The organism is Pseudomonas sp. DVZ6 (genome assembly GCF_024259445.1).
GTDB lineage: Bacteria > Pseudomonadota > Gammaproteobacteria > Pseudomonadales > Pseudomonadaceae > Aquipseudomonas > Aquipseudomonas peradeniyensis.
Genome location: NZ_JANCLM010000016.1, coordinates 62,376 through 83,669 on the forward strand (window position 1 = coordinate 62,376; position 21,294 = coordinate 83,669).

Below are 21,294 nucleotides of genomic sequence, written 5' to 3' on the forward strand. Positions count from 1 at the left end.
TCGACAGGGCGTGAATTCTACGCGGTCTGGAGGCTCAGGAGAGTGCCGTCTCTCGGTCCAGCAGCTGGCGCTTGCGTTCGATGCCCCAACGGTAGCCGCTGAGGTCGCCGTCGCGGCGCACCACCCGGTGGCAGGGAATGGCCACGGCGATCGCGTTGGCCGCGCAGGCCTGGGCCACCGCCCGCACGGCCTTGGGCGCGCCGATGCGCTCGGCGATGTCGGTGTAGCTGACCGTGGTCCCGGCCGGCACCTCACGCAGCGCCTGCCAGACCCGCTCCTGGAACGCGGTGCCCTGCACATCCAGGGGTAGCGCCAGACCCAGGGCCGGGGCCTCTACAAAGCCGATCACCTCCGCCACCAGCCGCTCGAAAGCGTCATCGCCACCGATCAGCTGGGCCTTGGGGAACTTGTCCTGCAGGTCCTTGAGCAAGGGCTCGGGCTCGTCACCGAGCAGGATCGCGCAGATGCCCCGTTCGCTCTGGGCCACCAGGATCGCGCCAAGGGCGCACTGGGCCAGGGCGAAGCGGATGGTCGCGCCCTGGCCGCCGGCACGGTATTCCCTCGGCCGCATACCCAGGCGCTCACCGGCGCTTTCGTAGAAGCGGCTGTTGGAGTTGTAGCCGGCGTCGAAGATGGCTTCGGTGACGCTGCCGGCGGCGTCCAGATGCTGCCGCAGGCGCTGGGCGCGGAAGGCCGAGGCATAGGCCTTGGGGGTCAGGCCGGTCTCGGCCTTGAACAGGCGGTGCAGGTGGAACGGACTGACGTTCAGCTCACTACCAAGCTGGTCGAGGTTGGGCGCGGTCTCGCTGGCCTCGATCAGGCGACAGGCGCAGGCCACCAGCTCAGTGCGCCGGCTGCCCTGCCCGCCCTTACAGCGTTTGCACGGGCGGTAGCCGGCGGCCTCGGCCTGGGTGGCGTTGCCGAAGAACTCGACGTTCTCGCGCTTGGCCAGGCGCGACTTGCAGGCGGGCTGGCAATACACGCCGGTGGTGCGCACGGCGTAGACGAAATGGCCGGTGGCGGCGGTGTCGCGGGCCTGCACGGCGTGCCAGCGTTCGGCGTCGGTGGTGTAGGTGGTCGGGGCGGGCTTCATCAGGGGCCTCTCCTGGGATTCGATACCGTCAGCCTGGCAGGGTGGATGATGCGTGGAACTCCGATTCTTGCGGTGTTTTCACGGGCCCTATCGCGGGGCAAGCCCGCTCCCACGAGAGCGTGGTCCATCTTTGTGGGAGCGGGCTTGCCCCGCGATAGGGCCATGCAGGAAAGCTTCAAGCCCGCCACAGGTACCAGGCCGCCACGGTGCGATGAGGGCTCCACGCCCCGCCCAATACCCGCATCTGCGCAGGTGTCGGCGCCTTGTCCAGCCCCTTCATGCGCCGATACCCCTCGCGCACGCCAAAATCATCCACCGGCAGGATATCCGATCGCTCCAGGCTGTAGATCAGCAGCATTTCCACGGTCCAGCGCCCCACCCCGCGCAACGCTACAAGACGCTCGACCAGTGTGGCATCCGACATATGCAGCGCCTCGTCCCGGCTGGGCACCACGCCCGCCACACGCGCCTGGGCGATCCCGTGAACCGTGGCGATCTTGCTCGCGGAAAGCCCACAGGCGCGCATCGCCTCCGGCGTCACCGTCAGCAACTGTTCGGGCGAGGGAAACGCTCCCTCCGGGAACAGCGCCAGCAATCGCCCGAGGATCGCCTCGGCCGCCCGCGCATGCAACTGCTGGTAGGCGATGGCCCGCACCAACGCCTCGTACGGCTCGCGCCCGGGCGTGGCACGGTGCAGGCAAGGCCCCACGGCGGCAATATGCCGCGCCCAGTCCGGGTCCTGCCCGGCCAGCCAGGCGGCGGCATCGTCAAAGGCCTGCGGGGAAAGGTCTGCAAGGATCATCAAGGGCATTCGCTCACGTCACGATCCTCCAGCCTAGCGCAACCGTTCATCGGTGAAACGCTCAATCTTGCGCATCGAACTACTGGCATACCATTGATCCGCCCGCAGCGCCCCGCATAGAATTGAGAACTATTAACAATCACATTATCCGGGCAGGCTCTCCAGACGATGCAGATCGAAGACACGCTGAAACCGGCCCAGGTCGATCTGCTCTATCAGGCGCACCACCGCTGGCTGCGCGGCTGGCTCGGCGCCCGGGTCGGCTGCCGTGAGCACGCCGCGGACCTGGCCCAGGACACCTTCGTGCGCCTGCTCAAGGCGCGCCAGGTCTCGCCGCTCAAGGAGCCACGGGCCTACCTGAGCAGCATCGCCCGCGGCCTGATGATCGACCAGTTCCGCCGCCGCGCCCTGGAAAAAGCCTACCTCGAGAGCCTGGCCAGCCTGCCCGAGCTGGAAGCCCCCAGCGAGGAACAGCGCCTGCTGATCCTCGACACCCTCGAACGCCTCGACCGCGCCCTGCAACGCCTCAAGCCACGAGTGCGCCAGGCGTTCCTGCTGGCCCAGCTCGACGGCCTCACCCTCACCCAGGTCGCGCAACGCCTGGACGTCTCCCGGGCCACGGTCGAGCGCGACCTGGCCAAGGCCCTGGGTGTCTGCTACCGGATCCGCTACGCCGATGCCTGACCAGAACCCGACCCAGGCCCAGGTCGACCAGGCCATCGAATGGCTGGTGAAACTGCGCTACGACAGCCCCGGCCCACGCAGCGAACAGCAGTTCCAGCGCTGGCTGGCCAGCCACCCGCAGCATGCCCAGGCCTGGCAGCGGGTCAGCAGCCTCGGCGACGAACTGGCCAGCCTGCCCGCCGAGCTGAGCCGCCAGACCCTGGCCGGCAGCGAACGCTGCCGCATGAGCCGGCGCGACCACCTCAAGCTGCTGTCGCTGCTGGCGCTCGGCGCCAGCGTCGGCTGGGCCGCGCGCGAGCCCCTGGGCCTGCCGGCGCTGATGGCCGACAGCCGCACCGCCACCGGCGAGCGCCGTGAGCTGCTGGCCAGCGACGGCAGCCTGATCCGCCTGAACACCGCCAGCGCCATCGACCTGCGCTACAGCGCCGAGCAGCGCCGGCTGACCCTGCTGCGCGGCGAGGTCAGCCTGGACGGCAATGTCAACGACAACCGCCCGTTCAGCATCGACACCCGCGTCGGCGCCTTGAGCACCCAGGGCGGCCAGCTGCTGCTGCGGGAAAACGCCCAGGGCCTGCTGCTGGCCGTGCGCCGCGGCGAGGTGACGCTGTTCCCCGCCTCTGCCGCCGCGCATCGGGTCAAGCCCGGCGAGGTGCTGCAGGTGTTCGCCCAGGGCGACTTCCAGCCCGCCACCCTGCACAACGACCCCTGGGGCTGGACCGACGGCGTGCTCAGCGTGCAGCAGATGCCCCTGGGCGAGTTCATCGACGAACTGTCGCGCTACCGCCCAGGCCTGCTGCGCTGCGCGTCGGAGGTGGCCGGGCTGAAGGTTTCCGGCACCTTCCAGCTGGCCGACAGCGACCAGATCCTGCTGCTGGTAGCCCGTAGCCTGCCGGTGCGCGTCGACTACCGCACGCGCTTCTGGGTGAGCATCGACGCCGCCTGAAAACATCGTAAAAAATAAATGAGGTGGAATCTCATTCTCGTCCGGCCTGAAGGAAACAAGCCCGAACAGTGGTCTGCCAACCTTCAGGAGCGCTTCATGATCCGCCCGTGTTCCCCCCGCAACGCCCCCCTGCGCCATGCCATCCGCGCCGCCGCCCTGGGCCTGGGCGTGGCCTGCGCCGGCCTGCCGCCGACCCTCGCCCTTGCCGCGCCCGCCAGCCAGAGCCAGCAGCGCGACTGGAACATCGCGGCCGGCCCGCTGGCCGCCGCGCTGGACCAGCTGGCGCGCCAGGGCGGGCTGAACCTGTCGTTCGACGCCGGCAGCCTGCGGGGCAAGACCACCCAGGGCGTGCAAGGCCGGCATGACAGTGCCCAGGCCCTGCAGATCCTGCTGCAAGGCAGCGACGTGCAGGTCCAGCAGGAAAGCGACAAGAGCTTCCTGCTGCTCCCGGCCCTGGACGTCGGTGACGCCCTGCAGCTGGGCGCTACCAGCATCTCCAGCAACCGCCTGGGCGAGACCACCGAGCACAGCGGCTCCTACACCACCGGGGCGGTGACCATCGGCAAGACCCCGCAAAGCATCCGCCACACCCCCCAGTCGGTGACCGTGGTTACCCGCCAACGGATCGACGACCAGAACATCACCAACCTCACCAACCTGCTCGAACAGACCCCCGGCGTGGTGGTCAACCTCACCGACAGCGAGCGGGTGCAGTACTACTCGCGCGGCTACCAGATCGACGCCATCCAGTACGACGGCGCCACCGTGGTGCAGAGCAGCGGCGGCGGCTCGTTCATCCAGAGCGACTCAGCGATCCTCGACCGCGCCGAGGTCCTGCGCGGCGCCACCGGCATGCTGCGCGGCGCCGGCAACCCCTCGGGCACCGTCAACCTGGTGCGCAAGCGCCCCACCTACGAGTTCCAGGGCGAAGGCAGCGTCACTCTCGGCACCTGGGACGCCCAGCGCTACGTCGCCGACCTCTCCGGGCCGCTGACCGAGACCGGCAACGTGCGTGGCCGGGTGATCGCGGTGCACGACGAGAAAGACCACTTCCAGCAATCGCGCCAGGAGCGCAAGGACGTGCTGTACGGGGTGATGGCCTTCGATCTCGACGACAGCACCACCCTGACCACCGGCCTGGAATGGACCCAGCTCGACGCCACCGGGGCCTGGGGCAACCTGCCGGCCGACTACGACGGCTCGCCGCTGCCGTTCGGCCGCAGCACCTACCTGGGCGCCGACTGGAACCGCTGGAACCGCAGCAACCTGCAGACCTTCGCCGAGCTCGAGCACCGTTTCGACAACGACTGGACGCTCAAGCTGATGGCCCAGCGCACCCACTTCGAGCTGGACGACAACGGCTTCAAGCAGACCTACTTCAGCCGCGCCACCGGTCCCGCCAACCCGACGCGCAACCCTTACCTGATGAGCTACCAGGTGACCGAAGGCGATGGCGGCGAAAGTCTGCAGAACAACCTCAGCGCGACCCTAAATGGCCCGTTCGACCTGCTTGGCCGCACCCACGAGCTGATGCTGGGCGTCGAGCGCATCCGCAACGACTCCTACGCCTCGGCCACCAACAATGTGCAGTCGGGCGTGTTCGACATCCGCACCTGGGACCCGAAGACCAGCCTGGCCAACCCGCACATCGACATCACCGCCCACCCGGTGCGCACCCGCACCACCCAGGAAGGCGCCTACGCCACCTGGCGCATCTCCCTGGCCGACCCGCTCACCGCGATCATCGGCGCCCGCGCCAACTGGTACGACTACGAGCAGGAGAACAACACCAAGGCCAGCGGCAAGTTCAGCGTCGACAACGAGATCGTGCCGTACGCCGCGCTGATCTACGACCTCAACGAGAACTTCAGCACCTACGCCAGCTATACCGAGATCTTCAACCCGCAGACCAACACCGATGCCGCCGGCTCCGTGCTCGAGCCGGTCACCGGCGAAGCCTACGAGACGGGAATCAAGGGTGAGTTCTACGAGGGCCGGCTGAACACCTCGCTGGCGTTCTTCCGCATCTACCAGGTCGGCAACGCGCTGGACGACGTCAGCGGGCCGAACCCGTGCCTGCCCAACTACACCAGCGGCTACTGCAAGGTCGCCGCGGGCAAGAACCGCAGCCAGGGCTTCGAGCTGGAGATTTCCGGCGAAGTGCTGCCGGGCTGGAACGTGACCGGTGGCTACACCTACAACACCACCGAATACCTCAAGGACACCACCGGCAACAACGGCAACCCGATCCGTACCACCGACCCCAAGCGCCTGCTGCGCCTGTTCACCAGCTATCGCCTGCCGGGCGAGCTGCAGGCCTGGACCGTGGGCGGCGGCGTGCAGGCGCAGAGCGACATCTACAACCGCAGCGGCAGCGCCGAAGCCTCGCAGTCGGGGTATGCGGTGTACAACGCGATGGTCAACTACCGCTTCAACGACAACTATTCGCTGCAGTTGAACGCCAACAACCTGTTCGACAAGAAGTACTACCGCCAGGTGGCGCCGACGCCGACCGGTTACTACTGGGGCGATCCGCGCAATGTCTCGGTGACCCTGCGCGGTACCTTCTGACGCGCATTGGCTGCCGCATCGGGAGCCAGCGCGGTTTTCAGACTGCGGCGCGCAACGCCCGCGCCGCCGCCACCATGTTCACCAGCGCCGCCTCGGTCTCCGGCCAGGCGCGGGTCTTCAGGCCGCAGTCCGGGTTGACCCACAGGCGCTCGGCCGGAATCCGCCGGGCCGCCTTGCGCAGCAGGTTGACCATCTCCTCCTTGCTCGGCACCCGCGGCGAGTGGATGTCGTACACCCCCGGGCCGATCTCGTTCGGGTAGTCGAAGCGCTCGAAGGCCTCCAGCAGTTCCATGTCCGAACGTGAGGTCTCGATGGTGATCACATCGGCATCCATCGCCGCGATCGACTCGATCACGTCGTTGAACTCGCTGTAGCACATGTGGGTGTGGATCTGCGTTTCGTCACGCACGCCCGAGGCGCACAGGCGGAAGGCCTCGGTGGCCCACTCCAGGTAGCGCGGCCAGGCACTGCGGCGCAGCGGCAACCCTTCACGGAAGGCGGCCTCGTCGATCTGCACGATCCTGATGCCGGCGGCTTCCAGGTCCACCACCTCGTCGCGGAGCGCCAGCGCCAGCTGGCGAGCCTGCACTTCGCGGCTCACATCCTCGCGCGGGAAGGACCACATCAGCATGGTCACAGGGCCCGTCAGCATGCCCTTCATCACCTTGCGGGTCAGGCCCTGGGCGTACTTGATCCAGTCCACGGTCATGGCCTTCGGGCGGCTCAAGTCGCCGAAGATCACCGCCGGTTTCACGCAGCGCGAACCATAGCTCTGCACCCAGCCGAAGCGGGTGAACACATAACCGTCCAGTTGCTCGGCGAAGTACTCGACCATGTCGTTGCGCTCGGCCTCGCCGTGGACCAGCACATCCAGGCCAAGGTTTTCCTGGATCTGCACCGCATGGCGGATCTCGCTGTGCATGGCCTCGACGTAGTCCGCCTCGGTCAGCTTGCCCTGCTTGAACGACTGGCGTGCCAGGCGGATCGCCGAGGTCTGCGGGAACGAACCGATGGTGGTGGTCGGGTAGGCTGGCAGGTTCAGCCCGGCACGCTGCTTGGCAATGCGCTGCTCAAAGGCGGTTGCACGCTGGCTGTCGGCGGGCTTGATCGCGGCGACGCGGGCCTGCACCGCCGGCTTGTGAATACGCGGCGAGGTGGCGCGGGCGTGCTGCACGGCGCGGCTCTGCGCCAGCGCTGCGACGACATCGGCCGCCTCGGGCTGGTTGAGTGCCTTGGCCAGCAGCGCCACTTCCTGGCACTTCTGCACGGCGAAGGCCAGCCAGCTCTTCAGTTCGTCATCGAGCTGGTCTTCACGCGCCAGGTCCACCGGGCTGTGCAGCAGCGAGCACGACGGCGCCACCCACAGGCGCTCACCCAGGCGCTCGTGGGCATGGCGCAGCACGTCCAGTGCCTTGTCCAGGTCGCAGCGCCAGACGTTGCGGCCGTTGACCACGCCCAGCGACAGCACCTTGTAGGCCGGCAGGCGGTCGAGGATGGTCGGGTACTGGTCCGGGGCGCGCACCAGGTCGATGTGCAGGCCATCGACCGGCAGGTTGGCGGCCAGGCCCAGGTTGTCTTCCAGGCCGCCGAAGTAGGTGGCGATCAGCTTTTTCAGCGGTGCGCGCTGGAGGATGTTGTAGACGCGCTCGTAGGCGTTCTTCCAGTCCTGCGGCAGGTCGAGGGCGAGGATCGGCTCGTCGATCTGCACCCACTCCACACCCTGCACGGCCAGGCGGTTGAGGATCTGGTCATAGAGTGGCAGCAGGCGGTCGAGCAGCTCCAGCTTGTCGAAGTCGGCGCCCTTGGTCTTGCCCAGCCACAGGTAGGTCAGCGGGCCGATCAGCACCGGCTTGACGGCGTGGCCCAGGGCCTTGGCTTCCTCAACCTCTTCGAACAACTGCTCCCAGCTCAGGGCGAACTGCTGGTCGGCGGTGAATTCGGGGACCAGGTAGTGGTAGTTGGTGTCGAACCACTTGGTCATTTCCTGGGCGTGGGCGCCGCCGCAGCAGTTGTCGCTCACTCCTCTCGCCATGGCGAACAGGGTTTGCAGGGTCGGCTTGGCACCGTCCTTGGCACGGAAACGCTCGGGGATCACGCCGAAGGTCAGCGAGTGGGTGAGCACCTGGTCGTACCAGGCGAAGTCGCCCACCGGCAGCAACTCGATGCCCGCAGCCTTCTGCACCTGCCAGTGCGCGGCGCGCAGGCCACGGCCCACGGCACGCAGGCCGGCTTCGTCCAGCTCACCCCTCCAGAAGGCCTCCTGGGCTTTCTTCAGCTCGCGGTCGCGGCCAATGCGCGGAAACCCCAGGTTGTGTGCCAGTGCCATGTTGTCGTCCCTCGAGCCTTGAATGTGAATGAGGGGATTCTGGGCGCTGTAACAAGGTGAGACAAACTCATTAAATTTGAGATGAACTCAAGATCTGTTCATGATCGGTGATCTGCCTGTAGGAGCGGCCTTGTGCCGCGAAAGGGCCGCAACGCGGCCCCGGCGATCGTTGCATCAACACTGACATCCTGGGGCTGCTGCGCAGCCCTTTCGCGGCACAAGGCCGCTCCTACAGGGGGCTGGGTCGCCTAGGATGTCTCAATCAACACATTCCCCCGCGCAATCAGACATGCCCCACCCGCCAATCTGCCGCACACTGCCACCCTGCCCCAACCCGGTAGCCCGCACCCCATGAGCCTGCTGAAAACGACCCTGGACGCCAACGCCTTCGCCTGCATCCTGGAATTCGTCCCCAAGCCCGGCGCCGAGCGTTTCGCCACCCTCGAAACCCTCATGGCCCGCACCCGGCTGTGCGGCTGGCCCATGACCGTGGCCATCGGCGACCGCGTCGCCAGCGCCCTGGACATGTCGCCGCTGGAGGCCTTCAGCAGTCTCTCGAACCCCGTCCCCGCCCTGCTGCACTTCTCCGGCAAGGACCGCGAACGCCGCGACCTGCTGGCCCAGCTGCAACGCATGGATGCCGCCGGCCTCGACCAGCTCCTGCTGCTGACCGGCGACCGCCTGCCCGGCCACAACCCGGGCGAACGGCCGGTACGCTACCTGGAATCCGTGGCCGCCTTGCAGATCGTCCGCCAGGCCCGCCCCCACTGGCTGCTGGCCGCCGCGCTCAACCCATTCAAGTACCAGGAGGCCGAAGGCGGCGCGCAGTACTGCAAGGCCGAAAAGAAACTCGCCGCCGGCGCCGACCTGTTCATCCTGCAGCTCGGTTTCGATATCGACAAACACCAGGAAGCCTTCGACTGGATGCAGCGCCAGCCCCGGCCCAAGCCACTGATGGCCTGCATCATGGCGCTGACCGAAGGCCGCGCCGGGATGCTCGATCACGTTGCCGGGGTAACCGTCACGCCGTCGATGCGCGCGCTGCTGGCCGCCGAAACGGCGGTGTCCAAGGCTTACGCCAGGGAACGCGCCAACCATCGCCTGGCCTTGCAGGTGATCGGCCTGAAACTGATGGGCTATGCCGGCGTGCACCTGTCCGGCATCCACGAGGTGGCTCAGTTCGAGGCCCTGGAGCAGGCCATCGACGCGCTGCAGCCGCAGTTCACCTCACTGCAGGACTGGGCCCCGGCTTGGCAAGCAGCCTGGCAGGCACCTGGCCTGGCGCCGGTCACCTTCCACCCACCCGGGCACGCCTGGTGCCTCGGGCAACGGCAGATCAATGCATCGAACAAGGAAAAGGCCCGCTATCACTTGCTCTCGGCGATGCACCATCAGCTGTTCAGCCGCACCACGGCCTTGAGCAAGGCCTTCGGCTGGGCCGTGACCCGGCCGCTGTGGGCCAACCCCACGGCGGCGACGTGGCTGCATCAGCTGGAGCGGCGTATCAAACGCCCGCTGGTGGGGTGCGATACCTGCGGCAGTTGCCGGCTGGAGGACACGCTCTACATCTGCCCCGAGACCTGCCCCAAAGGCCTGGCGAACGGGCCATGCGGCGGCACGAGCCTGGACCGTTGCGAGTTTGGCGACCGGGAGTGCGTGCACAGTGCCAAGTATCGGCTGGCGGTGAGCGTGGGCAGGACCGAGGTGTTGCGCGAGCGGTTGATTCACTGTGTGCAGGTGGAGAGCCGGCATCGCAGTTCGTGGCCCGTGTGGTTCGAAGCGGCCACCTCGAAATCGCCCTCCCTGCAGCCCGATGTCGCTCCGGAGTTCAACGAGTAATATGCCTGTCGGTAATCTCGTTGCCACCCTTGTCCAACAGACTGCTTTGCCACATTGTACAGACCACTGTCATTACAAATGAGACTGCAAGCATGGCGTCCATCAATGTGCGTATCGACGACGAACTCAAGGTGCGCGCCTACCGTGAGCTGGAAAAACTGGGTGTAACCCCTTCCGAGCTGATGCGCCAGGCACTGCAATACGTCGCTGAGCGCGGACAACTGCCGTTCAAACCCGTGTTGCAGACCGAAGAGGACGAAGCACTGCTCGCCACGGTACGCGAACGCCTGGCCGCGCCGCAGAGGGTAAGGGTAACGCTGGATGACCTATAACCTCGATTTCGATGCGCGCGCACTCAAGGAATGGCAGAAGCTCGGCGACACCATTCGCCAACAGCTCAAGAAGAAGCTGGCAACCGTGCTGCTCAACCCGAGGGTCGAAGCCAACCGTCTGCATGGCTTCCCGGACTGCTACAAGATCTAGCTGCGCAGCAGTGGATATCGATTGATCTATCAGGTCATCGACCAGGAAGTCGTGGTATTCGTGATCGCCGTGGATAAACGTGAGCGTGATCAGGTTTACCGCAAAGCAGCCGAGCGATTAGCCAAGTGATTTCAGGCTGACCCCGCGACATCGAGAGACACGAATACCTCGCGTCCTTGCCATTTGCCCGACTGCCCAGAAACAACCAACAACCGATTTCCGTCCCCTGAAGCAGCCACGACACACCGCCCCTGCTCGTCCCAGAACGCGCTGCGCCCAGCCGCCGCCCAGCCTCCCGTGGTGCCGCCATGGTTGGCCATGAGCACGGCCATAGCATGCCGCTGTGCATAACCCTGCAGCAACGCGCTATCCGCCGGATACCCACCCTCCCCGATCAGCACACCCGTCGCGTACACCTGCGCACCGCGCTGCGCTGCCTGGGCGGCATGCTCCGGATGGCTGAAATCGGCGCATACCGACAAGGCCACGGACAGCCCGGAAACGGACAACAACTCACCGCCGCTCCCCGCACTGAAGAACACGTCCTCGCCAGTATGCAGGTGCTGCTTGGTATAGACCGCAATCGAGCCATCCGGGTGGAGGATGCAGGCCGCAATCCGCGGCTTGTCCTGGCCCGGCACCTTGAGCGGCATCCCGACCACGGTGGTCATGCCCGCTTCCTGGGCGAACCGGCGCAGGGGGGCCAGCAGCGGCGTGTCCAGGCCCTGCGCCAGGCCACTGGCCACGGCGGGGGCATAGCCCGTGAGCGACAGTTCGGGGAAGAGCAACAGGTCCACGCCATGCTCATGGGCCTGGCGCATGAACGCCAGGTGCAAGGCCAGGTTGGCGGGGATGTCGCCATCACCAATGGCGCATTGGGCGGCGGCGAAAACGGCGGATGGCATGGGCGTCTCCTGACAAGGTAAGTGGACTCTGCTCGGCTACCACCCAGAAGACAACTGTTACATCAACGATAGGATCAGCGTGGGAGCGGGCTTGCCCCGCGATGGCTCTCCCACTAGCCCCACAGCTTGGCTCCAGCCCTTGTGCAGAAAGGCTATGATGCTCTCCTGCACGCAATCAGCCTGACAGGGCGGCCCCATCATGAATCTGAGTGTTCTCTACGCGTTGGTTGCAGCGGCATTGTTTGGCGCAAGCACGCCGCTCGCCAAACTGTTGGGTGTCGATACCCCGCCCATCCTGCTGGCCGGGCTGCTCTACCTGGGCAGCGGCATCGGCCTGACTCTCGTCCGCCTTGTGCGCGATCGCGGCTGGCAGCGGCCCGGGCTGCCTGCCGGAGAATGGCCCTGGTTGCTGGGTGCCATCCTCTTCGGTGGCGTGCTTGCACCTGTGGCGCTGATGTTCGGGCTCACTCGCACAGCGGGGGCCACTGCATCGTTGATGCTCAACCTCGAATCCGTCCTCACGGCAGTGCTGGCGTGGGTGGTATTCAAGGAAAACGCCGACCGCCGGATCGTGATCGGCATGGTCGCCATCGTCCTGGGCGGTATCGTGCTGTCATGGCCGCAGGAGACCGCGACCGCCCATGACTGGATCGGCCCGCTGGCGGTGGCGTTCGCCTGCCTTTGCTGGGCGATCGACAACAACCTGACCCGCAAGGTCTCCGCCTCGGATGCGTTGTTCATCGCCGGCAGCAAAGGCATGACGGCGGGCGTGGTCAATGGCGGCCTGGCCTTGGCCATCGGCTCGCAACTGCCGGCCCTGGGCACGCTGGGGTCGATCATGCTGGTTGGGTTTCTCGGCTACGGCGTCAGCCTGGTGCTGTTCGTCCTGGCGCTTCGCGGGCTGGGGAGTGCGCGCACCGGGGCTTACTTTTCCACGGCGCCGTTCCTGGGTGCGGCTGTCGCGATCCTGATGCTGGGTGAGACGGTGTCCGTGATGTTCCTGCTCGCCGCGGCGCTGATGGCCTTGGGGGTGTGGATTCACCTGATGGAGAATCATGTTCACGAGCATCAGCATGAGGCCCTCGATCACAGCCACCGGCATACGCACGATGAGCACCATCAACATGAGCATGACTTTGAGTGGGATGGCACCGAGCCGCACAGCCACCCGCATGTGCATGCGCCGCTTCGACATAGCCATGCGCATTTTCCGGATGTTCATCATCGGCATAGGCACTGAACCAGTCTGCAAGCTGCTGATGCCAACTAGCACAACGGCGCGGTGCAGACCTATGCCTTCAGCGCCAGCGCGCCCGAGCTGTTCAAACAGGCTCGGCCTTACCTGCGCTCCCCTGTGAAACGCAAAGTCGCAATTTCTACCGAACCACCTCTCGGCCATGGTGTTTTCCTGGCCGGTGAAACGGCCCTGGCCAGCCAAACGCTCCTGGCCGCACCCACGCAGCCCATCTACGGCATGACCAAGCGACGTTTTGATGCGCTGCTTGCCGATGGCTCGTTGCGCCTCAGCCAATCGGTGGACGACACCCGGGCGTGGGTGGAAATCTGGGCCTACGACACCCTCGATACATCCGGCAACCGTGCCGATGCAGCTTCCCTGTTCCTGAGCCTGGACAATGCCCAAGATGAGCGCGTCCAGATGGCGCTCGATGAACTGAGGGAGCGGGTGGAATGGTTGGGGTCTGGCGTAGTGAGCGTAGGGAAAAACGCCCAAGTAACCGCTGCGTTCTAAATTCACTGGACCGCCTACTCCCTTAGGAACCGGCCAGCAGTAGCATCAGCACCCGATTGCCGAGCCTCAAGACAACCTGAAAGGTCCTTCAGGTGTATAGGAAAGGGATGAATCGGCCTCTAACCCAAAGTGGCAGATGATGGGCGTGGAACGTCGCCCCCACCCTCTCTATCACTTTCGAATCCAGCCTATGGGCAGTTACAAAACTCTTGACATAATCAGCAAGTCAGAGGCTAAAGTGTCCACGAATCATGGAATGTGGACGACCAGGACTTTTACTCGAATGAAGAGTCAAGATATTTTGCTCCTGTTCAAGATGGCGAGCCTCTATGCCCAGGAGGAGAACTTGCTGATAGACAACGAGCAACTCGACCGCGCGGTTGAGAGCGCCATGCAGGCGCCTGACTGGGAATACAACCGAGCGGGAAGGTTTTTGAGGCCGAGCGGCTCTGAATATCCCGACACTGATTCGGCGCCAGCTCTTTCCTATTCAAATGTCGCCAAGGAAGCGCGTTTGATCCTCATGGCGGGCGAAAGCTGGGAGGGCTGGACCGATCCCGTTGAACCTGTTGACGCAGCGCGCTCGTCCTGGAGTGATCGCTACTCAGTCAGGGCGCTTTCGGCATCGCTGGGCCTGAGCAAGAGCGAAGTGTCAAATGCCATGGGCAGGTGCCGCGAATCAGGCCTGCTGATCAACGACCATGTTACCGGGCTGCCGAAGGTCAATCGCCGTGAGCTTCTCAAGCTTGCCGAGCACGCGCTCAAGTACTTCTTTCCCGTACGACCAGGCGCTTTGGTTCGCGGGATACCGACCTGTTTCGCCGCTCCCGCATTGAACCGCAGCATCCGCAGTGCTGGAGAGACCCTCTACGTCTGGCCCGACCCACTGGGGGTCGAGCGCGGCCAGCTGATAGAGCCTCTCTACAAGACGGTCCCCCATGCGGTGAAGCAGGACCGTACGCTGTACCACTATCTGGCCCTGGTTGACGCAATACGTGTAGGCGGTCCTCGCGAAACAAGTGTCGCGGTAGGCATTCTCAAAGCCGGATTGGGGCTGAAGTAAATGCCCTTCAGCGCTGACCACAACTACGAGCTCCTTGAGTTGGTCGCTCACGGGCTTGGTGAAGACTTGCTGGATGAGGTCGCATTCGTGGGCGGCTGCACAACAGCCATGTTGGTTACCGATCCGGTAATCATCGATGACATACGTTACACAGAGGACGTCGACCTGGTTATCGAGTTGGCCGGTATCGTTCAATGGACCCGCCTCACGGAACGGCTCGCCGCAAAAAACATAAAAATAACCGGCGAGGATGACGTCAATTGCCGGTTTCGTTTCAACGACGTGATCGTAGATATCATGCCCACAGCCGCAGAAGTCCTGGGCTACACCAACAGATGGTTTGTCGAAGGTTTGGCTCATTCCGCTACACAACCACTTCCAAGTGGCTTGGAGATAAAAATATTCAGGGCCCCGTACTTCCTGGCTACCAAACTGGAAGCGTTCAAAGGCCGAGGGGGAAACGACCCTTATCACAAGGATGTAGAAGACATCCTGATCGTGATCGATGGGCGCCCCGAACTGATGCAGGAACTCAAGGCGGCCGAAGACGAGCTCAGGCAGTACGTTGCCGCCGGGATCACCGAACTGTTGAGACTCGACGGGATTGACTATGCGGTTCAGAGCAGCAACTCCGTAAGGTCCACCCCAGGCCGGGAAAGCCTGATCTTTCAACGCTTGCATGAACTGGCCGCCTTGAAATGAGGTGCACGACGAGGTCGCTCAAGGGAGCGTCGCCTGACAGGCACATGCCGCTATCTGTCGGGGGTGATATCGAACGGCTACCTGAGCGTCGCGTATGAATAGTATTGCTGTAGGCTTGTCACGGCAGGGGCTGGGATCGAATGGCTTACGCCACCACACTGCAATCGTGTGATCGCCCGCTGATTCATCTACGTCTCAAAAGAATGTATAAAGCGTCAGCGCCCTGCGACCCGGCGTCCGCACAAGGAACCCCTCTCCATGCTTCGGCTCACCATGCCGGCCCTTCTCCTGGCTGTAGCCGGCTGCGCCACCAAGCCCCCGGCCAACCCCGACAACCTCTGCGAGATCTTCCGCGAGAAACCGAAATGGCACGAGGCGGCGCTGAAGATGCAGGCGCGCTGGGGTGCGCCGGTGCAGGTGCCGATGGCGATGATGTACCAGGAGTCCTCGTTCAAGCACGATGCCCTGCCGCCGCGCTATTACTTCCTCGGCTTCATCCCCTGGGGCCGGGTCAGCAGCGCCTACGGCTACGCCCAGGCCAAGGACGAGACCTGGGCCGACTACAAGCGCGATGCCGGCGGCTGGGGCGCCGCCCGCGACGACTTCGCCGACGCGATCGACTTCATGGGCTGGTACATGCAGAAGAGCCAGCAGGTCAACGGCGTGTCCAAGTGGGACGCCTATGGCCAGTACCTGAACTACCACGAAGGCTGGGGCGGCTACCGCAACCGCAGCTACGACGCCAAGCCGTGGTTGAAGAATGTGTCGCAGAAGGTGCAGGCCCGGGCTTCGGTGTTCGGTGCGCAGTACCGGAGTTGCGAGCAGGAACTCGCGCGGGGTGGGTGGTTCTGGTAGGGACGCCTGGCGATACGTTGCCGACCCAAGTCAGTAAAGCCAATTGGGGGCGCTCCGCGCCCCTTCGCGGGTAAACCCGCTCCTACAAGTACAGCGCTCGATTCAGCGTTTGCGCGATCCTGTAGGAGCGGGTTTACCCGCGAAGGGCTGCAAAGCAGCCCCAATAAGTGCAATGAAGCGCTAACTGACTGGCGGTTTTTTCGTTTCCCGCATTGATCGCCCGTTCATGGCATCCACCTGCGGGCTTGGGTGGGCTCACTTCAAATGCACTTTCAGCGCCTCGCCAGCCTGCAGCATTGCAGCGCGCACCGCCGGCACGTGGCTGACGACATTCAGCAAGCCGTAGTCATGGATCATCCCGTTGTAGCGCACCGCAGTGACCGGCACGCCCGCTTGGTCCAGCTTGCGAGCATAGGCTTCCCCTTCATCACGCAGCACATCGGCACTCGCGGTCTGCACCAGCGCTGGCGGCAGGCCTTTCAACTGCTCGGTGGTCGCGCGCAGCGGCGAGGCGTAGATCTCGGCACGTTGCTTGGGGTCGGTGGTGTAGTTGTCCCAGAACCACTTCATCATGTTGCGGGTGAGGAAGTGCCCCTCGGCGTACTGGTTGTACGACGCCGTCTCGAAGTTGGCGTCGGTCACGGGCCACAGCAGCACCTGGTACTTGATGGCCGGGGTGCCTTTGTCCTTGGCCATCAGGCTGACCACCGCTGCCATGTTGCCGCCGACGCTGTTGCCCGCGACCGCCAGGCGCTTGCCGTCGACATTGATGTCCTGGCCGTGCTCGGCCACCCATCGGGTTGCCCCGTAGGCCTGGTTGATCGCCGTCGGGTAGTGCGCCTCAGGGGACGGGGTGTAGTTGACGAACACCGCCACCGCCCCAGACCCGACGACCAAGTCGCGCACCAGGCGCTCATGGGTCGGGAAGTCGCCGAGCACCCAGCCACCGCCGTGGAAGTACATGAACACCGGCAAGGTCCCCTTCACACCCGCCGGGCGCACGATGGTCAAGCGGATGGCCTGGCCATCGACGGTGATGGTCTTCTCGCTGACATCCGCCTTGGGCAGCGTCAGTTTCACCCCGGCCTGGGCGCCGCTCAGCACCGCACGGGCATCCTTCGGCGAAAGCTGCTCGATGGGTGTGCCACCGCCCGCGTTCAAGGCATCGAGGAATGCCTGGGTGTTGTGCTCGACGCCAGCGTCGGCGAATGCGTTACCGATCGACAGGGCAAGGAGCGAGCCCGCGAGGGTCTTGGTCAAAACGTTCATTTCAAATCCCCTGGTTCTGTTTAGGCGGCAAGTCAGACGGTGACGTGCAGACGGACATCGACGTTGCCACGGGTGGCGTTGGAGTAAGGGCACACCTGGTGGGCCGCCTCCACCAACGCTTGTGCATCGGCGTGCTCCAGGCCTGGCAGGTTGATGTGCAGGTCGATATCCAGGCCAAAGCCGCCTGGGATCTGGCCAATGCCGACCTGTGCAGTGATCGAGGCGTCGGCCGGAATGCTGCGTTTGCGCTGGCCGGCGACGAACTTCAGCGCACCGATGAAGCAGGCCGAGTAACCCGCGGCGAACAGTTGTTCAGGGTTGGTGGCATCACCACCGGCACCGCCCAATTCCTTCGGCGTGGCCAGTTTCACGTCGAGGTGCTTGTCGCTGGAGATGGCTCGGCCATCGCGACCACCGGTTGCGGTGGCGACTGCGGTGTAGAGAACGTCCATGGCTTTCCTCACTTTTAATGTCTTCGGGGCATGCTGTTGGCGATTTCACTGTTTGTACGCCAACAACTCGCAATCAGTTGCTGCGCAATAATTTAGTGCGCAATGTTTTAAGAAATAATCTGTCGCTGTAACAAATTGGTTTGCAAGGGGGTTACACCTCAGGCAATGGCTTGTTGCTGCCAAGCCTTTGGTGTCATGCCTTCAGCCTTCACGAAAGTGCGGCAGAAGTGCGATTGATCGCAGAAGCCGCATTCCAGCGCGATCTCCGCCAGCAACATCGTGGAAGTCTTCAATAGCTCCCTGCTCTTCATCACCCGCTGTTCACGCAACCATTGTTGCGGGGACATCCGGGTACTTTCCTTGAACATGCGTGAGAAGTGACTACGCGACAATGCGCACGCTTCGGCGATTTCAGTCACTGATACGCAGGTATCCAGCCTCTCCAGCATCAGCTGTTTGGCCGTTCTCAACTGCCAGGATTTGAGCTGCCCTGTCGAAGCCAGTGTCAGCGTCGCCAGCACGGTAGAGTTGTCCTTGTTCATACACACCCATCAATCCAGGTAGCAGGATGCGAGCGCCTGACGCGAACAGCGCTGGGCGCTGGAAACCCTAGAGGTTCCAGGCCAGGCTCGTTGATTCGGATCAGCCCACTGCGCACCCTTCGCACGTCAGTGAACAGCCCCCAGGGCAGGGGCTGGCGATGGCTCAGACAGCAGCAACAGGCGCCAAGGTGGGGCCATGCTGAACGCGCTCAGGCGCCTTGTGCACCATGGTGTAGGCGTAGTCGACGCCCATGCCATAGGCACCGGAATGTTCCTTCACCAGCTCCATCACAGCGTCGTAGGTGTCGCGGTTCTTCCAATCCCGCTGCCATTCCAGCAGCACCTGCTGCCAGGTCACCGGCACCACGCCGGCCTGGATCATGCGCTGCATGGCGTAATCGTGGGCTTCCTTGGTGGTGCCGCCGGAGGCGTCGGCGACCATATAGATTTCATAGCCGGCATCGTTCATTGCCGACAGGGCGAAGGTGGCGTTGCAGACCTCGGTCCACAAGCCGGAGACGATGATCTTGTTGCGGCCATTACGCTTGAGGGCGTCGCGCACCTTCTGGTCATCCCAGGAGTTCATCGAGGTGCGCTCCAGCAGCGGCGCGTCGGGGAACACCGCGAGCAGCTCGGGGTAGGTGTGGCCCGAGAAGCTTTGCGTCTCGACCGTGGTGAAGGTGGTGGGGATATTGAAAATCTTCGCGGCCTTGGCCAGGCCAACGGTGTTGTTCTTCAGCGTTTGCCGGTCGATGCTCTGAACGCCGAAGGCCATCTGTGGCTGCTGATCGATGAAGATCAGTTGGCTGTTGAACGGGGTCAGGACTTCAGTCTTAGGATTGCTCATTGTTGTTTCCTTTCAATTTGATGAAGTTCGATCGCACCCGTTTCGGGGCCCGCACGTTGCGGGCACTACCGTAGCCACGAGTACGCTCCTCAGCGTCGTTGCTTGAGGACGAGCAAAAGATAACGAAACAAAGCGCCTCTCGGTGGCGCACTTTTGCGCCTCCACCGGCTCATTTTTGCGCCATTGAATACGCGGTCGCGCTGCTAGCATTCGCCGTTCCATTCGGATCAAGCCGGTCCGTCATGTGCAGGAGAATGCAATGGCAGCTTCACAACCGTTCAACAAGCAGACCGCCTACTGGGGCGTTTCCTGGGAGGAGGCGTATGGCTATCCGCAGGCACGGCGGGTAGGCAACGAGATCTACGTATCAGGCCAGTTCAACCATGACGAGGCCGGCAATCTGCTGGCCCCGGCGCCGCTGAATGCCGACGGCAAGCCCAGTGATTTCTCGTCGATGGGCGAGCAGATGCAAGTCGCCTACGACAACATCTCAAAGCTGCTCGCCTTGTATGGCGCGACGCTGCAAGACGTTGTCGAGGAAACGCTTTATGTACTGGATATGGACGCTGCCTTCGCGGTGGTCGGCAAAGTGCGCAAGGCGGCCTATGGCACTGAGCGGCCTCAGTGCGCGAGCAATATCATTGGGGTGTCGAGGCTTGCCCAGCGCCCGCAATTGATCGAGATCGCCTGCAAGGCCGTGATTGGCGCCCGGGAAATCTAAGCTGCACTCCCGGTTGCGATCAGCTGACCGGGAGTACCAACTGCCCCTCGACCAAGGGCTTTTGACTGGCCACGGCAGCGGCGCAGAAGGTCATGAATGCCTTGACGCGCCACGACTTGCGAATGTCCTGGTGCGTCAGCAGCCACAACTCGTCCTGAAGCTCTGGCACCACCGGGCCTGCGCGTACCAACCCCGGGGTGATGTCGCCCAGCATGCAGGGCAGGAATCCATACCCCAGGCCCGCCGCGATGGCGACGCTTGCGGCTGCAACAGAATCGGTGCGGTAGGCAATGCGCTCAGCGGCGACCCTGCTTTCGACATAGCTTGTCGCCCTCAAACCACAGAGCGCCGCCGAGTAGGACACCCATGCCTGCCCCTCTGCGAACAGGGGCTCGGCGGTCACCTGCTTGGTGCTGCAGTACGGTGCCCAGGCAATGTTCGCCAGTTTACGGCCCACCAGGCTCTCCGCAGGTTTTCTCGTCGCCCGGATGGCGATATCCGATTCATCCCGGGCGAGGCTGAGGGTTTCATTGCCCACCAGCACCTCGAGGCTGATCCCCTCGTTCAGGGCCTTGAAGTCCGCGATGATGGGGGTGAAAAAGTACAGCAGCAGCGAGTCGCTGGTGGTGATGCGAAGTTTGCCCAGCGGGCCTTGGCCAGAACGTGAAACACGCCGCGTGACGCTGACGATATCCAGCTCCACGCGCTCGGCGAGTGCTCGCAATTCCGCGCCCTCGGCGGTGAGCAGGTAGCCTGACTTGCGGTGGTCGAACAGCGCGATACCGAGCGTTCGCTCGACCTGGGCAACCCGGCGCGAAACGGTGGAGACATTGATGCCAAGCTTCTTGGCCGTCGCCGCACGATTGCCGCAATCACTGAGCGTCTTGATGATGCGCAAGTCGTCCCACGAGAGCTGATTGACAGCCTCGGCGACGTCCCACTTCGGCCCATCAGCGGCAGTTGGCGCTTTTCCAGTTGGCGATTTCACACAGTTCGTTCCGGATGCGAAGGCGCTGATGATACGAGATGGGGGTGGGTGAAGCAGCCATATTGTTCTGGCGAGTGGTTGAAGACGGGGTGGTGCAAGTGGCGCCCGATCAGGGCACGCCACGCAGTAGGGCCGCAACGCGGCCCCGATGATGCGTGGCATCAGTCTTCGGAAACACTCTCGTCCTTCATCGCCTCCAGCTTGCCGAACTGCTCGCTGGCCAACCGGCTGATGATTCGGATCGCCTGGTGGATTCCCGCCGTGTTGCGGAAGCTCAGTTGTGGGTTGTGCTCGCATTCCAGCACCTCGTCGTGCTGGACCAGCGCCTCGCCGAGTAGTTCGAGGGTCCAGACGTAGCTCTGGAGGGTAGACAGGCGTTCATGGTCAGGCATGGGGCACCTCCCGGTTGGCGCGGGTGGCGAGGGACTGGCTGTCGATCGGGTAGAAGGTTGGGGATGG

At 64.0% G+C, this 21,294-nt stretch carries 21 protein-coding genes and 1 pseudogene; 12 read left to right on the forward strand and 10 right to left on the reverse strand.

Annotated features, from left to right (window positions below; all coding sequences use genetic code 11):
* Positions 1 to 34: 34 nt before the first annotated feature.
* Positions 35 to 1,093: a bifunctional DNA-binding transcriptional regulator/O6-methylguanine-DNA methyltransferase Ada gene (gene ada / locus NMG10_RS11640; RefSeq protein WP_254464377.1), complete on the reverse strand. Its 1,059-nt coding sequence runs from the start codon at positions 1,091 to 1,093 to the stop codon at positions 35 to 37.
* Between the two features lie 175 nt (positions 1,094 to 1,268).
* Positions 1,269 to 1,895 carry a DNA-3-methyladenine glycosylase gene (locus NMG10_RS11645; protein WP_254464378.1) on the reverse strand — a complete coding sequence of 209 codons (627 nt, stop codon included), beginning with the start codon at positions 1,893 to 1,895 and terminating at the stop codon, positions 1,269 to 1,271.
* A gap of 168 nt (positions 1,896 to 2,063) precedes the next feature.
* Here NMG10_RS11645 and NMG10_RS11650 point away from each other — a divergent pair, with 168 nt between their 5' ends.
* The 3 genes from NMG10_RS11650 to NMG10_RS11660 all read left to right on the forward strand — a co-directional run bounded on the left by NMG10_RS11650 (position 2,064) and on the right by NMG10_RS11660 (position 6,093).
* The gene (locus NMG10_RS11650) at positions 2,064 to 2,579 is read left to right on the forward strand and encodes a sigma-70 family RNA polymerase sigma factor (protein ID WP_254464379.1); all 516 of its coding nucleotides are present in this window, start codon (positions 2,064 to 2,066) and stop codon (positions 2,577 to 2,579) included.
* Complete coding sequence (locus NMG10_RS11655; RefSeq protein WP_254464380.1) at positions 2,572 to 3,522, forward strand: FecR domain-containing protein; 951 nt, start codon at positions 2,572 to 2,574, stop codon at positions 3,520 to 3,522. The genes NMG10_RS11650 and NMG10_RS11655 overlap by 8 nt, the downstream gene beginning before the upstream one ends.
* Before the next feature lie 96 nt (positions 3,523 to 3,618).
* Positions 3,619 to 6,093, forward strand: a complete 2,475-nt coding sequence (locus tag NMG10_RS11660) for a TonB-dependent receptor (protein WP_254464381.1) — start codon at positions 3,619 to 3,621, stop codon at positions 6,091 to 6,093.
* Positions 6,094 to 6,130: 37 nt separating this feature from the next.
* On the opposite strand, the gene metE is transcribed toward NMG10_RS11660, so the two are convergent.
* Complete coding sequence (gene metE, locus NMG10_RS11665; protein WP_254464382.1) at positions 6,131 to 8,419, reverse strand: 5-methyltetrahydropteroyltriglutamate--homocysteine S-methyltransferase; 2,289 nt, start codon at positions 8,417 to 8,419, stop codon at positions 6,131 to 6,133.
* Positions 8,420 to 8,770: 351 nt separating this feature from the next.
* Here metE and NMG10_RS11670 point away from each other — a divergent pair, with 351 nt between their 5' ends.
* From NMG10_RS11670 to NMG10_RS11680, 3 genes and pseudogenes are all read left to right on the forward strand, one after another.
* Positions 8,771 to 10,258 (forward strand): methylenetetrahydrofolate reductase C-terminal domain-containing protein, encoded by a 1,488-nt coding sequence (locus tag NMG10_RS11670; RefSeq protein ID WP_254464383.1) that lies wholly within the window; start codon positions 8,771 to 8,773, stop codon positions 10,256 to 10,258.
* 92 nt (positions 10,259 to 10,350) lie between these two features.
* On the forward strand, positions 10,351 to 10,590 hold the full coding sequence (locus NMG10_RS11675) for a type II toxin-antitoxin system RelB/DinJ family antitoxin (RefSeq protein ID WP_232854757.1): 240 nt from the start codon (positions 10,351 to 10,353) through the stop codon (positions 10,588 to 10,590).
* Positions 10,580 to 10,870: pseudogene (locus tag NMG10_RS11680) on the forward strand (type II toxin-antitoxin system RelE/ParE family toxin). The gene NMG10_RS11675 and the pseudogene NMG10_RS11680 overlap by 11 nt, the downstream one beginning before the upstream one ends.
* 2 nt (positions 10,871 to 10,872) lie before the next feature.
* Here NMG10_RS11680 and NMG10_RS11685 read toward each other — a convergent pair.
* Entirely contained in the window at positions 10,873 to 11,646 is a 774-nt protein-coding gene (locus NMG10_RS11685) for a carbon-nitrogen hydrolase family protein (protein ID WP_232854758.1), read from the reverse strand.
* 199 nt (positions 11,647 to 11,845) lie between these two features.
* On the opposite strand from NMG10_RS11685, the gene NMG10_RS11690 reads away from it, so the two are divergent.
* The 5 genes from NMG10_RS11690 to NMG10_RS11710 all read left to right on the forward strand — a co-directional run bounded on the left by NMG10_RS11690 (position 11,846) and on the right by NMG10_RS11710 (position 16,016).
* Entirely contained in the window at positions 11,846 to 12,886 is a 1,041-nt protein-coding gene (locus NMG10_RS11690) for a DMT family transporter (RefSeq protein ID WP_232854759.1), read from the forward strand.
* A gap of 42 nt (positions 12,887 to 12,928) precedes the next feature.
* Positions 12,929 to 13,396: a hypothetical protein gene (locus tag NMG10_RS11695; protein WP_186714185.1), complete on the forward strand. Its 468-nt coding sequence runs from the start codon at positions 12,929 to 12,931 to the stop codon at positions 13,394 to 13,396.
* A gap of 283 nt (positions 13,397 to 13,679) precedes the next feature.
* Positions 13,680 to 14,459 (forward strand): MarR family transcriptional regulator, encoded by a 780-nt coding sequence (locus tag NMG10_RS11700; protein WP_254464384.1) that lies wholly within the window; start codon positions 13,680 to 13,682, stop codon positions 14,457 to 14,459.
* On the forward strand, positions 14,460 to 15,161 hold the full coding sequence (locus tag NMG10_RS11705; protein WP_186714187.1) for a hypothetical protein: 702 nt from the start codon (positions 14,460 to 14,462) through the stop codon (positions 15,159 to 15,161).
* A gap of 258 nt (positions 15,162 to 15,419) precedes the next feature.
* Positions 15,420 to 16,016 (forward strand): hypothetical protein, encoded by a 597-nt coding sequence (locus NMG10_RS11710; RefSeq protein ID WP_274235408.1) that lies wholly within the window; start codon positions 15,420 to 15,422, stop codon positions 16,014 to 16,016.
* 255 nt (positions 16,017 to 16,271) lie between these two features.
* On the opposite strand, the gene NMG10_RS11715 is transcribed toward NMG10_RS11710, so the two are convergent.
* The 4 genes from NMG10_RS11715 to NMG10_RS11730 form a co-directional block, all read right to left on the reverse strand.
* Positions 16,272 to 17,285: an alpha/beta hydrolase gene (locus NMG10_RS11715; protein ID WP_254464385.1), complete on the reverse strand. Its 1,014-nt coding sequence runs from the start codon at positions 17,283 to 17,285 to the stop codon at positions 16,272 to 16,274.
* Between the two features lie 32 nt (positions 17,286 to 17,317).
* The gene (locus NMG10_RS11720) at positions 17,318 to 17,737 is read right to left on the reverse strand and encodes an organic hydroperoxide resistance protein (protein ID WP_254464386.1); all 420 of its coding nucleotides are present in this window, start codon (positions 17,735 to 17,737) and stop codon (positions 17,318 to 17,320) included.
* Between the two features lie 158 nt (positions 17,738 to 17,895).
* Positions 17,896 to 18,279 carry a helix-turn-helix domain-containing protein gene (locus tag NMG10_RS11725; protein ID WP_254464387.1) on the reverse strand — a complete coding sequence of 128 codons (384 nt, stop codon included), beginning with the start codon at positions 18,277 to 18,279 and terminating at the stop codon, positions 17,896 to 17,898.
* Positions 18,280 to 18,442: 163 nt separating this feature from the next.
* The gene (locus tag NMG10_RS11730) at positions 18,443 to 19,126 is read right to left on the reverse strand and encodes a hydrolase (RefSeq protein ID WP_028689876.1); all 684 of its coding nucleotides are present in this window, start codon (positions 19,124 to 19,126) and stop codon (positions 18,443 to 18,445) included.
* 259 nt (positions 19,127 to 19,385) lie between these two features.
* On the opposite strand from NMG10_RS11730, the gene NMG10_RS11735 reads away from it, so the two are divergent.
* A complete protein-coding gene (locus NMG10_RS11735; protein ID WP_062575164.1) occupies positions 19,386 to 19,847 on the forward strand; it encodes a RidA family protein in 462 nt (153 codons plus the stop codon).
* A 19-nt stretch (positions 19,848 to 19,866) separates the two neighbouring features.
* Here the strand turns inward: NMG10_RS11735 and NMG10_RS11740 are convergent, their stop codons facing one another.
* Both NMG10_RS11740 and NMG10_RS11745 read right to left on the reverse strand, forming a co-directional pair.
* The gene (locus NMG10_RS11740; protein ID WP_254464388.1) at positions 19,867 to 20,835 is read right to left on the reverse strand and encodes a LysR family transcriptional regulator; all 969 of its coding nucleotides are present in this window, start codon (positions 20,833 to 20,835) and stop codon (positions 19,867 to 19,869) included.
* Positions 20,836 to 20,996: 161 nt separating this feature from the next.
* Positions 20,997 to 21,227, reverse strand: a complete 231-nt coding sequence (locus NMG10_RS11745) for a hypothetical protein (protein ID WP_028689879.1) — start codon at positions 21,225 to 21,227, stop codon at positions 20,997 to 20,999.
* Positions 21,228 to 21,294: the final 67 nt, after the last annotated feature.